Source organism: Roseomonas chloroacetimidivorans, assembly GCF_049629625.1.
GTDB classification, from domain to species: Bacteria; Pseudomonadota; Alphaproteobacteria; order Acetobacterales; family Acetobacteraceae; genus Roseomonas; species Roseomonas chloroacetimidivorans.
The window spans coordinates 217422-229741 of the sequence record NZ_JBNBZS010000001.1 but is presented as its reverse complement, the minus strand read 5'-3'; the positions used below and the strand labels follow the sequence as shown (position 1 = coordinate 229741).

General features: G+C 68.2%; 11 protein-coding genes. 8 read left to right on the top strand and 3 right to left on the bottom strand.

The window, feature by feature from the left end; all coding sequences use genetic code 11:
* Window positions 1-2 precede the first annotated feature (2 nt).
* The 5 genes from ACO1BU_RS01065 (at window position 3) to alaS (ending at window position 7542) form a co-directional block, all read left to right on the top strand.
* Window positions 3-1538: an ATP-binding protein gene (locus ACO1BU_RS01065; protein WP_424134038.1), complete on the top strand. Its 1536-nt coding sequence runs from the start codon at window positions 3-5 to the stop codon at window positions 1536-1538.
* Window positions 1539-1731: 193 nt separating this feature from the next.
* Window positions 1732-2769 carry a recombinase RecA gene (gene recA, locus ACO1BU_RS01060; RefSeq protein ID WP_424134037.1) on the top strand — a complete coding sequence of 346 codons (1038 nt, stop codon included), beginning with the start codon at window positions 1732-1734 and terminating at the stop codon, window positions 2767-2769.
* A 191-nt stretch (window positions 2770-2960) separates the two neighbouring features.
* Complete coding sequence (locus tag ACO1BU_RS01055; RefSeq protein ID WP_424134036.1) at window positions 2961-4052, top strand: SMP-30/gluconolactonase/LRE family protein; 1092 nt, start codon at window positions 2961-2963, stop codon at window positions 4050-4052.
* 133 nt (window positions 4053-4185) lie between these two features.
* The gene (locus ACO1BU_RS01050) at window positions 4186-4788 is read left to right on the top strand and encodes a transposase (RefSeq protein WP_424134035.1); all 603 of its coding nucleotides are present in this window, start codon (window positions 4186-4188) and stop codon (window positions 4786-4788) included.
* A 105-nt stretch (window positions 4789-4893) separates the two neighbouring features.
* Window positions 4894-7542, top strand: coding sequence for an alanine--tRNA ligase (gene alaS / locus ACO1BU_RS01045; RefSeq protein ID WP_424134034.1), 2649 nt, complete (start codon window positions 4894-4896; stop codon window positions 7540-7542).
* A gap of 13 nt (window positions 7543-7555) precedes the next feature.
* On the opposite strand, the gene ACO1BU_RS01040 is transcribed toward alaS, so the two are convergent.
* Window positions 7556-7753 (bottom strand): hypothetical protein, encoded by a 198-nt coding sequence (locus tag ACO1BU_RS01040; protein WP_424134033.1) that lies wholly within the window; start codon window positions 7751-7753, stop codon window positions 7556-7558.
* 144 nt (window positions 7754-7897) lie between these two features.
* Here ACO1BU_RS01040 and ACO1BU_RS01035 point away from each other — a divergent pair, with 144 nt between their 5' ends.
* Both ACO1BU_RS01035 and ACO1BU_RS01030 read left to right on the top strand, forming a co-directional pair.
* Window positions 7898-8536: a catalase family protein gene (locus ACO1BU_RS01035; protein ID WP_424134032.1), complete on the top strand. Its 639-nt coding sequence runs from the start codon at window positions 7898-7900 to the stop codon at window positions 8534-8536.
* Complete coding sequence (locus tag ACO1BU_RS01030; RefSeq protein ID WP_424134031.1) at window positions 8536-8991, top strand: catalase family protein; 456 nt, start codon at window positions 8536-8538, stop codon at window positions 8989-8991. The genes ACO1BU_RS01035 and ACO1BU_RS01030 overlap by 1 nt, the downstream gene beginning before the upstream one ends.
* Before the next feature lie 466 nt (window positions 8992-9457).
* On the opposite strand, the gene ACO1BU_RS01025 is transcribed toward ACO1BU_RS01030, so the two are convergent.
* Both ACO1BU_RS01025 and ACO1BU_RS01020 read right to left on the bottom strand, forming a co-directional pair.
* Window positions 9458-10399 carry an alpha-E domain-containing protein gene (locus ACO1BU_RS01025; RefSeq protein WP_424134030.1) on the bottom strand — a complete coding sequence of 314 codons (942 nt, stop codon included), beginning with the start codon at window positions 10397-10399 and terminating at the stop codon, window positions 9458-9460.
* Entirely contained in the window at window positions 10399-11913 is a 1515-nt protein-coding gene (locus ACO1BU_RS01020) for a circularly permuted type 2 ATP-grasp protein (protein ID WP_481133204.1), read from the bottom strand. Before ACO1BU_RS01020 ends, ACO1BU_RS01025 begins: the two co-directional genes overlap by 1 nt.
* A gap of 221 nt (window positions 11914-12134) precedes the next feature.
* Between ACO1BU_RS01020 and ACO1BU_RS01015 the strand changes: the two genes are divergently transcribed.
* Window positions 12135-12287: a hypothetical protein gene (locus tag ACO1BU_RS01015; protein ID WP_424134029.1), complete on the top strand. Its 153-nt coding sequence runs from the start codon at window positions 12135-12137 to the stop codon at window positions 12285-12287.
* The last annotated feature ends 33 nt before the right edge of the window (window positions 12288-12320 follow it).

The following is a 12320-nucleotide window of genomic DNA, read 5'->3' as shown; positions in this document are numbered from 1 at the left end:
GGATGGACGTCCCCCCGCTCCGCGCTACGCTGCGCGCCATGGTGGACAGCACATGGCAGGGCCTGCGACCCACAGATCCCGTTGAGCCCGGCCTCCTGGCTCTCCTGGACGGCCTCCCGGGCCCCGCCGCGCTGCTCGATGACCAGGGCTCATTGCTGCGCGCGAACCCCGCCCTGCGCGCCCTGATCGGGCCGTCCCTGCCGCTCCGCCCCGGCCTCCCCGCCACCGCCCTCGTCCCTCCGCCGGCGCGCGCTTCCCTGGCCACCTGGCTGGAATCGCCCGACCCCGTCCCCCTCGAAGCCCCCCTGACCACCCCGGACGATCACCCCCCGCGCCACGCCCTTCTCCGTCTCCTCCCACTCCCAGGCGGCACCCGCGCCCTCCTTGTCGAGGACCTCTCAGACCGCGCCCGCCAGCGGGAGGAAGCCGAAGCCACCGAACGCCTCCGCGCCATCGGCCAGCTCGCCGGCGGCATCGCCCACGACATCAACAACCTCCTCTCCATCATCCACGGCGCCCTCGACGCCACCCGCACCGCCACCCCCGCCACCACCGACAGCCTCCAGCCCGCCCAGGACGCCGCCGACCGCGGCGCCGCCCTCGTCCGCCGCCTCCTCGCCTTCGCCCGCCGCCAGCAACTCGCCCCCCGCATCCTCGACCTCGACGACTCCATCACGGGCGCCGCCCCCCTCCTGCGCACCCTCCTCGGCCCCGGCATCATCCTGAACATCCACCCCGGCGCCCTCGGCCGCCGCATCCGCGTGGACCCCTCCCAGCTCGATCAGGTCCTCCTCAACCTCGCCGCCAATGCGCGCGACGCCATGGCGGGGCAGGGGACCCTCACCATCGCCACCGACACCACCATCGCCCTGCAGGAAGAACCCGGCCTGCCCGACGCACTTCCCCCCGGCCGCTGGACCGTCCTGGACGTCACCGACACCGGCCCCGGCATTCCCCCCGAACTCCTCCCCCGGATCTTCGAACCCTTCTTCACCACCAAGGCAGGGCAGGGGGGGACAGGCCTCGGCCTCGCCACCGTCCACGGCATCGTCCGCCAGTCCGGCGGCGCCCTCCAGCTCCACACCCGCCCGGGCCAGACCCGCTTCCGCATCCACCTCCCGCGCCACGAAGGCGAACCCGAACCCGCCCCCCCGCCGCCCGCTCCGGCCCAGGCGGAACCAACCCACCGCCACATCCTCCTCGTGGACGACGAAGCCCCCCTCCGCCGCCTCGCCGCCACCGCCCTCGAACGCGCCGGCCACCGCGTCACCCAGGCCGAGGACGGCGACTCCGCCCTCGAACTTCTCGATTCCGGTCTCCAGCCCGGCGCCATCGTCTCCGACATCGCCATGCCCGGCCTCGACGGAATCGCCCTGGCCCGTGCAGCCCGCGCCCGCCAACCCCACCTTCCCGTGGTACTGATGAGCGGCTACGCCGAAGCCGCCCTCGACCAGGACATGACCGGGGACAACCTCCACTTCCTCTCCAAGCCCTACCGCCCCGCCCAGCTTGTCGAGATGGTCGCGAAGCTCCCCTGAAATCCCATTCGGAGCTTGAACTTCATGGTCGAGAACGTAATATGAACATCCCGGACCGGAGTCGTCCTCGGCGCTTGTGCGCGAACGTCTCGGCCGGTTAACAAGCGCGTGAGGCGACGGGGTGAATCCCGCTCCCTCATCCGCCGGTGGCACCCGGAAACGCGTCCACCGATCGCAAGGGGCACTTCCCACTATGGAAAAGAATAAGGCTCTCGAAGCCGCTCTCTCTCAGATCGAGCGCTCCTTCGGGAAGGGCTCCATCATGCGAATGGGGGGCAAGCAGATGAACGAGGAGGTGGAGGTCATCTCCACCGGCTCCCTCGGCCTCGACCTCGCCCTCGGCATCGGCGGCTTCCCCAAGGGCCGCATCATCGAGATCTACGGGCCGGAATCCTCGGGCAAGACCACCCTGGCCCTCCAGGCGATCGCCGAGGCCCAGAAGAAGGGCGGCACCTGCGCCTTCATCGACGCCGAGCACGCCCTCGACCCCGGCTATGCCCGCAAGCTCGGCGTGGATGTGGACAACCTCCTCATCTCCCAGCCCGACGCCGGTGAGCAGGCCCTCGAAATCGCCGATACCCTCGTCCGCTCCGGCGCGGTCGACGTGCTGGTGGTCGACTCCGTCGCCGCCCTCGTCCCCCGCGCGGAACTCGAGGGTGAGATGGGCGACAGCCATGTCGGCCTCCACGCCCGTCTGATGTCGCAGGCGCTGCGGAAGCTCACGGGCTCCGTCTCCCGCTCCAACTGCATGCTGATCTTCCTGAACCAGATCCGGCTCAAGATCGGCGTCATGTTCGGCAACCCGGAGACGACGACGGGCGGCAACGCCCTGAAGTTCTACGCCTCCGTCCGCCTGGAAATCCGCCGCATCGGTCAGATCAAGGATCGTGAGGAAGTCACGGGCAACCAGACCCGCGTGAAGGTGGTGAAGAACAAGATGGCCCCGCCGTTCCGGCAGGTCGAGTTCGACATCATGTACGGCGAGGGCGTGTCCAAGGTCGGCGAGCTTCTCGACCTCGGCGTGAAGGCCGGCGTCATCGAGAAGTCCGGCGCTTGGTTCTCCTGCGACAGCCAGCGCATCGGCCAGGGCCGCGAGAACGCCAAGCAGTTCCTGCGGGACAACCCGGCGATGGCCGATAGCGTCGAGCAGCGCATCCGCGCCCAGGCCGGCGTCGTGGCCAATGCCATGATGGTCGCCCCGGACGCCGAGGAAGCCGCTGCGGCGGAGTGATCCCCGCGCCAGCACCGAAAGACCAAGGGCCGCACCTCCGGGTGTGGCCCTTTTTCATGCCCTCCGTTCCACCATGGGCGGCGGCCTGGGCGGGCAATGGGCGGAATGCTACCGAAAACGGGGCCGCCGCCTGAAAACGATTCGAACGTCCACGAATCCGGCAGGCCCATGAACCGGGAGGAGCAACCGAGATGAACATGTCACGTCGCCGCCTGCTAAAGGCCAGCGGTGCGGCCGCAGGCACCGCCCTTTTCGCGGGCGAAGCGGGCGCGCAGTCCTTCCCCTTCACGCCCAACCAGCGCTACCCCGATCCGGCCGTCCAGATCCTCGATCCGAGCTTCGCCAAGTACCGCATCTACAGCAGCACGGTCGAACAACTCGCCAGCGGCATGCGCTGGGCCGAGGGGCCGGCTTATTTTCCTGAAGGGCAGTATCTGCTCTGCAGCGACATCCCCAACAACCGGATCATGAAATACGACGAGAAGGACGGAAGCTTCACTGTCTTCCGCGGCCCCGCAAACTACGCCAACGGCAACGCCCGCGACCGTCAGGGCCGCCTCGTCACCTGCGAGCACTCCGTCACGCGGCGTGTCACCCGCACGGAGAAGGACGGCTCCATCACCGTCCTCGCCGACAGCTTCGAAGGCAAGCGCCTCAACGCGCCCAATGACCTGGTCGTCAGGTCAGACGACACGATCTGGTTCACCGATCCTCTGTTCGGCATCAACGGCGAGTGGGAGGGAAGCCGGGCTAGGCCCGAGCAGCCCACCACGAATGTCTATCGCATCAGCCAGGACGGCAAGATCACGGCGGTCATCACCGATCTCTTGAACCCGAACGGCCTGGCCTTCTCGCCGGATGAGAAGAAGCTCTACGTCGTCGAGTGGAGAGGGACGCCCAACCGCAGCATCTGGAGCTTCGACGTGAACCCCGACGGAACCGTCGGCAACAAGACCAAGCTGATCGACGCGGCCGACCAGGGAGCGCTGGACGGATTCAAGGTCGATCGCGATGGCAATCTCTGGTGCGGCTGGGGCAGCAACGGCCTGCTGGAGCAGGAAGCCCGCGATGTCGGCGGGCGCAGGGTCCACCAGCTCAGGGGAAAGTCCGAGGATCTGGACGGCGTGATGGTGTTCAATCCCGAAGGGAAGCCCATCGGCTTCATCCGGCTGCCGGAGCGCTGCGCCAACCTGACCTTTGGCGGCCCGAAGAACAACCGGCTCTACATGACGGCCAGCCACTCCCTCTACGCCTTCTATGTGGAGGCACACGGCGCCGTCTGAGCCGGCGCTCAGATCACCGGCAGGTTCCGGCACGGCGAGGGTCTCTCCCAGACCCTCGCTCCCGGCCAACGAAATCTTGACAAAAGGACTAAATTCCTTTACAAGATCGGCCGTCCAACTTCAGGGAGGCCCCATGCCCCGCACTGCCTCCCGCATCACTCCTCCTAAACCCTGGGGTCCTCTATCCGATGACCAGTGGGTCGCTCTCATGCCCTATGTGCTGCCAAGAGCCCCCCAGGGCCGCCGCATCGCCGACCTCCGCTCCCGCATGGACGCGATCTTCCACCTCGCCTCCACCCCCGGTCACCCCTGGCGCGACCTCCCCGCCCAGTACGGCAAGCCCGACACCGTCTCCCGCTTCTTCCGCCGCCTCACCCATGCCGGCCTCTGGCACCGCGTCCTCCAGGCCCTCCGCGAATGCGGCCCCAAGCACCCTCTCCGCACCCTCGAATACGCCATCTGCCGCGCTACCCGCCGCGCCGCCCGCCTCGGCGGCATGAACCTCCTCCTCCTCATCCGCCGCCTGGACCTCCGCTCCGCCCTCAACGGCCCGCCCTGGCTCCTCCCCAATCCCCTTTTGTCCGAAATGCTCGCCCGCGCCCCGCTACCCCCGGCGCCACACACCCGCCTTCAACTCGAAGCGGCGAAGAACCATTTCAAAAGTCTTGCAGCCCTCGCCAAAGCCGCCCTTGGCGCACGGCGCATTCCCCGCACCGTCCGCCTGGCTTGGCCCTGACCATGATCCCTCGCCCCACCCCCGCCGCCCCTCGACGCCTTGCCCCGCGCCGGGCTAAAGGCCCCGGTCGCGTTCCCGCGAGGAATCGAAAGTAAGAATGGCCCCATGACCAGCAGCAACGACGTCCGCGCTACCTTCCTGGACTACTTCGCCCGCAACGGCCATTCCGTGGTGGAAAGCAGCCCGCTGGTGCCGCGCAACGATCCCACGCTGCTCTTCACCAATTCTGGCATGGTGCAGTTCAAGAACGTCTTTACCGGCCAGGAAAAGCGCCCCTACAGCCGCGCCACCACCGCGCAGAAATGCGTCCGCGCCGGCGGCAAGCACAACGACCTCGACAATGTCGGCTACACCGCCCGCCACCATACTTTCTTCGAAATGCTGGGGAATTTCTCCTTCGGCGATTACTTCAAGGAACAGGCCATCACCCATGCCTGGACCCTGCTGACGAAGGACTTCGCCCTCCCCAAGGAAAAGCTCCTCGTCACGGTCTTCCATGAGGATGAGGACGCCGCGACCCTCTGGAAGAAGATCGCCGGCCTGCCGGAAGAAAAGATCATCCGCATCGCGACCAGCGATAACTTCTGGCGCATGGGCGATACCGGCCCCTGCGGCCCCTGCTCGGAAATCTTCTACGACCACGGCGACAAGATCCCCGGTGGCCCCCCCGGCTCCCCGGACGAGGATGGCGACCGTTTCATTGAGATCTGGAACCTCGTCTTCATGCAGTATGAGGAGGGGCCGCCCGGCACGCGCCGCCCCCTCCCGCGCCCGTCCATCGACACCGGCATGGGCATGGAACGCTTCACCGCGATCATGCAGGGCGTCCACGACAACTACGACACGGACACCTTCCGCGCGATCATCCTCGCCAGTGCGGAGGCCACCGGCCAGGACCCCGACGGCCCCTTCAAGGCCAGCCACCGCGTCGTCGCCGACCACCTCCGCTCCGGCGCCTTCCTGATCGCCGAAGGCGTTCTCCCCTCCAATGAAGGCCGCGGCTACGTCCTCCGCCGCATCCTCCGCCGCGCCATGCGCCACGCCCATATGATGGGCGCGAAGGACCCGCTGCTCCCCCGCCTGGTCCCCGTCCTCATCCGCCAGATGGGCGCTGCTTACCCCGAGCTGGTCCGCGCGGAATCCCTGATCACCGAAACCCTGCGCCTCGAGGAAACCCGCTTCCGCAGCCTCCTCGAGCGCGGCCTCGGCCTCCTCGCGGAAGAGACCGCCAAGCTCGGCGAGAAGCAGCCCCTCCCCGGCGATGTCGCCTTCCGGCTCTACGACACCTTCGGCTTCCCGCTGGACCTGACCCAGGACGCCCTGCGCGCCGAGGGCCGCCCCGTGGACACGGCCGGCTTCGAGACCGCCATGGCCGAGCAGCGCCGCCGCGCCCGCGCCGCCTGGTCCGGCTCCGGCGAGGCCGCCACCGAGACCCTCTGGTTCGACCTGAAGGAAAAGCTCGGCACCGGCACCGAATTCCAGGGCTACACCACCGAGCGCGCCGAAGCCTCCATCCTCGCCATCGTCGCCAACGGCCAGGAGGTCCAGTCGGCGCCTGAGGGCACGGAAGTCGCCGTCGTCCTGAACCAGACCCCATTCTACGCGGAAAGCGGCGGGCAGGTCGGTGATGCCGGCCTCATCACCGGCCCCGATAACCTCCAGATCGCCATCCGCGACACCCAGAAGAAGCTCGGCCTCTTCGTCCATCTGGGCATCGTCCAGCACGGCACGGCCACCGTTGGCGCCCCCGTGGTGGCCGAGGTCGCGCATCACCGCCGCAGCGCCATCCGCGCCCATCACAGCGCCACCCACCTGCTGCACGAGGCCCTTCGCCGCCGCCTGGGCGAGCACGTGGCCCAGAAGGGCAGCCTCAACGCCCCCGACCGCCTGCGCTTCGACGTCTCCCAGCCCACCCCCATGTCCCCCGAGGACCTGCAATGGGTGGAGCAGGAGGTGAACTACCGCATCCGCCAGAACGGCGAGGTCATCACCCGCCTGATGACCCCCGACGAGGCCGTGAAGGCCGGCGCCATGGCCCTCTTCGGCGAGAAATATGGCGATGAGGTCCGCGTCGTCGGCATGGGCCACGACCCCGAGGCCACCGCCAAGCACGGCGTCTACAGCCTCGAACTCTGCGGTGGCACCCATGTCGCCCGCACCGGCGATATCGGCCTCTTCAAGATCGTCGGCGAAAGCGCCGTCTCCGCCGGCGTCCGCCGCGTCGAGGCCGTCACCGGCCCCGCCGCCCTCGCCGTGATCGAGGAGGAGGAGCGCCTCCTCCGCGAGACCGCCTCCGCCCTCAAGGTCCCCGCCCATGAGGTGCCCGCCCGCATCGCCACCCTGCTGGAAGACCGCCGCAAGCTGGAGCGCGAAGTCGCCGAGCTCCGCCGCAAGCTCGCCACCGGCGGCGCCGCGAGCGAGGTGGAGCAGGTCGGAGATCTCCGCGTCGCCCTCCGCGACCTCGGCGAGATCCCCCCGCGCGACCTGAAGGGTCTGGCCGAGGCCATCCTGAAGGGCGGCACCGCCGATATCGTCGCCCTCGTGTCTTCGGCGGAAGGCAAGGCCAGCATCGTCGTTGCAGTCGGCGAGGCTGCGAAGGGCAAGGCAGACGCCGTCGCCCTCGTTCGCGCCGCTTCCGCGGCCGTTGGCGGCAAGGGCGGCGGCGGCCGCCCCGACATGGCCCAGGCTGGTGGCCCGGATGGCGCCAAGTCGGCCGAGGCCCTCGCGGCGATCCGCGAAGCCCTGGCCGCCTGAAGGAAGGGCCGCTCTACTCCACCATCTCGGGGCGGAGCGGTCCCTTTGCCTGCTCGGCCAAGCCGCGCACGACCTCCGCCAGGGCATCCTCCATCTGGCGGATCAGCCTCGATGCCTCGGCGACATCGAATTCGGAAAGGATGAGTTGGTCCGGAAGGTCCTGGACCAGAACGACTCGGCCGGCGATGGCCTGGGCTCGATAGGTGCTCATAGGCAGGAGGTTAGCGCCGCTGCGCCGCACCTTCACAGTCCCGTGATGCTTTCGATTCGCTCTGTTGCACTGCGGTTACACTGCCGCTCCGCTCCCGAGACACCTGACCGGACCACGCGCTGACCCCCGACCGGGAGGCAGCCCATGTCAGTCCACCCCCTCCGCGACCACCCCGGCTTCGAGCAGAAGGAGCCCGGCGAGGAGGAGACAACCCGCGAGTTGGTTGGGACGATGCGCGGCATCGCCGAGACCACCCATAAGCATTACGGCTATCCCGTCCGTAGCGTTCACGCGAAGAGCCATGGCCTGTTGCGGGGCGAGTTCCGCGTGATGGGTGACTTCGCCCCCGTCTACCGCCAGGGCCTCTTCTCCCGCCCTGCGGCCTACCCGGTCGTGCTGCGCTTCTCCACCAATCCGGGCGACCTGCTGGATGACAGCATCTCCGTCCCGCGGGGACTTGCCATCAAGGTGGTGGGGGTGGAGGGCGAGCGCCTGCCGGGTTCGGAGGGCCAGGTCACCCAGGACTTCATCATGGCCGATAGTCCGGCCTTCGCGGCGCCCACGGCCAGGGCGTTTCTTGGCAGCGGCAAGCTCCTCGCCAGGACCACCGACATGCCCCAGGGGTTCAAGAAAGCCGTCTCCGCCGTATTGCGCGGTGCCGAGGCGGCGCTTGAGACGGTGGGCGCCAGAAGCGTGACGCTGACCCAGCTCGGCGGCCACCGGAATACGCATATCCTCGGCGAGACCTTCTACAGCCAGACGCCGTTCCTCTACGGCCCCTAATGGCGAAGTTCTCGGTCGCGCCGGCCTCGCCGGCGCTGAAGGCGTTGGCGGGCAAGAAGATCAATGTTTCGGGCCGGCCCGAGGCGCTGCGGGAGGAGGTGACGGCCTTCTTCGCGGCGCAGGAGGCGGAGTGGGTATTTCGCGTGCAGCTCTGCACCGATCTTGAGGCCATGCCGATCGAGGATGCCTCGGCTGAATGGCCGGAGAGGATGAGTCCTCACGTCACCGTCGCCCGGCTCAAGGTCGGGCCGCAGCCCGCCTGGGATGAGGCGAGGTCGCGGGCCGTCGATCTCGGTATGTTCTTCAGCCCGTGGCATCGGCTTGCGGCGCATCGGCCACTCGGCTCGGTCAACCGCGCACGCAAGCCGGCCTATGAAATGTCCTCGGGTTTCCGCGCGAGCCATGGCGGTTGCCCGATGCGTGAGCCTAGTGGGGCCGAGCATCTCCCGATCTGAGAAGCGCGGCGGGCATAGGATGGTGAGGCAATGATCTCAGTGGATGGGGATGAAGATTGCCTCTGCCGTGATGGTGCGCCTCGAAAATTCCGAGGGCCCTGACCTGGTTGCCGGATAGCGTCACTTCACCCGGCCCCTCGGCGCTGTCGAACTGCACGCGGATGCGCGTTTCGACGAGGCCGCTGCTGCCATCCCCTGGAACGTGGATCCCCGCGACCTCGACATAGACGATATGGGCAAGACGAACGGACGTTGCCATCATGCTTGCCACTCCCCTGTTCCAGAGTGGTGCTGATTAGGCGCGCGCGGGAGCCCCAACATTCACCCAGGATAGCCACCCGGGGGCGGCACCCGCCGGCGTGAGCGCGGCAGGTATTCCGCCACCGGCTGGAACCGGTGCGCCATCCGAACAGGCCTGGAAGTCGGGCCTCGTTCGCGGACTGGTGGGGCGCGGAGCGCTGCCCGGCTAGCCGATGAGAAAGCACTTCCCGATAGAGGCGCCGAGCTGCGTATTGCCCTCGGTGATCTCCGTCAGAAGGTTGGCGAGGCCGCCATCCATCAGCCTTGCAGGGCTGTGCGCCACGCAACGGCCTCGCAGGGCGGCGGCGAGGCGGCGGCAGGCGAGGCGATCCTCGCCATCATGCATGGCAAGGACACTGAGGATGTCGTTCACCTCCTCGTAACAGGCGGTGACGGAGCGGGGGTGTTCAGGGCGCATCACCAGCAGCTCCACCACGCGGGCCGGGCGCAGGCGCTCGCGAAAGAGGTGCTGGTAGGCGCGAAGCGCTGAGACGGAGCGCAGCATGCCCTGCCACTGCGCATAGTTGGCTGCGTCCTCCTCCGCCCCCGGAAGGAAGGCAGCACTGCGGGCGGCGAGGAGGCGGGCGGTGTTGTCCGCGCGTTCCAGCATCGTGCCGAGGCGGGCGAAGCGCCAGGCGTCGTCGCGCAGCATCGTGTCCATGGCGGCGCCGTTGAACAGCACGGCGCGGGACAGAACCCAGTCGTTGAAGCCCATCAGGCGATCGCCATCGGCTCCGTCAGGATCGAGCTTGCGAATGTCGATCCAGGTGTCGTTCACGGCCTGCCACATATCCACGGTCAGGGCGGTGCGGACAGCGCGGGCGTTGCGGCGCGCGGCCTCGAAGCAGGAGGCGATGGAGGAGGGGTTGAGCGGGTCGAGCGTCAGCCAGCGCGCAGCTTGGCCCGGCGTGGGATCGCCATAGAGCTTGCGGTAGTGCTCGGCGGTGCCGGTGGCGTTGAGAAGGCCGAGCCATTCCGCTGTTTCCATGCCGCGCGGGGCGGCGAGGGCGGCCATGTGGAGGGTGGCGTTGAGGCTGCGCGCCACATTGCCCGCGCGCTCCATGTAGCGCCCGAGCCAGAAAAGGCTGTCCGCGGTGCGTGCCAGCATCAGCCTTGCTTCCCGATTTCTGGATTGCCCGAGGTCTGCGTCATGCCGCCCATGGATTGGGTCATGCCGCCTGCCTCCATGGACTGCGCCATGGGCGGCGGGTCCTCCTCCAGTACCCAGGTGTCCTTGGTGCCGCCGCCCTGGGAGGAGTTCACGACGAGCGAGCCTTCCCGCAGCGCAACGCGCGTGAGGCCGCCGGGGACGATGCGGATCTGGTTGCGGCCGAGGAGGGTGAAGGGACGAAGATCGACATGCCGCGGGGCCATGCCGGCCTCGCAGAGCGTCGGCACGGTGGAGAGGGCGAGGGTGGGCTGGGCGATGTAGTCGGCCGGGTTGGCGCGGATACGGGCGGCGAATTCGGCGCGCTGTTCGGCCGTGCTGTGCGGGCCGACCAGCATGCCGTAGCCGCCGGAGCCGCGGGCGAGCTTAACGACGAGTTCGTGCATGTGCTCGAGGACATAGGCGCGGTCCTCATCGCGCTCGCACATATAGGTCGGCACGTTCCGCAGGATCGGCTCTTCCGAGAGATAGAAGCGGATCATGGCGGGGACGAAAGGATAGACGGCCTTGTCGTCCGCGATGCCAGCGCCGGGGGCATTGGCGAGCGTCACGCGGCCGGCAAGATAGGCCGCGATGAGACCGGGCACGCCGAGCATGGAATCCGGCCGGAAGGCGGAGGGGTCGAGGAACTCGTCGTCGATCCGGCGGTAGATCACGTCCACCCGGCGCGGGCCGGCCGTGGTGCGCATGTAGACGGTGTTGTCCTGCACGAAGAGGTCGGCGCCTTCGACCAACTCCACGCCCATCTCGTCGGCGAGGAAGGAGTGTTCGTAATAGGCGGAGTTGAAGGGACCCGGGGTGAGGACCACGACAGTTGGCTCGCCCTGGCAGGCAGGCGGCGCGAGGGACTTCAGCGTTTCCAGCAGCTCCTCCGGGTAGTGGCTGACCGGTGCGATACGATGAGCAGCGCAGAGCTTGGGCAGGAGGCGCATCATCGCTTCCCGGTTCTCCAGCATGTAGGAGACGCCGGAGGGGACGCGGCAGTTATCCTCAAGCACGAAGAACTCTTCCGGCCCGGTGCGGACGAGGTCGATGCCGGAAATGACGGTGTAGACGCCGCCGGGGGGCGTGAAGCCCTCCATTGCCGCGCGGTAGCCTTCGTTCTTGAGAACCAGATCAGCGGGTATGAGGCCTTCCTGGAGGATGCGGCGGGGGCCATAGACATCGGCGAGGAAGGCGTTGAGCGCGCGGACCCGCTGTTCCAGGCCGCGGCGCAGGGTATCCCATTCCTGGCGCGCGATGACGCGGGGGATCACGTCGAAGGGGATAAGCCGCTCCGGGTCTCCACCTTGATTATAGACGGCGAAGGTGACGCCGATGCGGCGAAAGAGAACTTCCGCCTCGCGCCGCTTCACCTCCAGCGCTTCGGCGCCGGCGGCCTCAAGGTAACGAGCAATTCCAGCATAGGCGGGGCGAATCCGGCCCCCCTCATTCATTTCGTCGAAGGCCGGCACCCTGTCCTCCGTATGGCGCGGCCGGGAGGGGCCGCCACATCATGGTCGCAGCAAGTCGCGTGCCGGGCGAGGGGGGGGCGTGCTGCCCGGCAGGTCCGTGCGCGCTGCTCTCAAGACGCCTGAGAACGGGGGGCGGTTTCGATGCGCGCAACGGAGAGTCTCCGGGTGGCCGTTCCGGGGGGCGGGACGGGGCGGCGAGAATCCGCTTGCGATTCATGTTCATGTTTTGTTCACTGATCGCCATGCAGTACATTCACTCCGCGACCCGCCCGCTCCTTCCGAACGACGCGATCCGCGAGGCCATGCTCGCCTTCGTTTTCGCCTTCCCGGCCTTTTGGGCCCTTGGCGAGATGCTGGTGGCGCTCGGCTCCTGACAGGTTGCCCGGCCTGTCCTGGGTGAAGCCCGG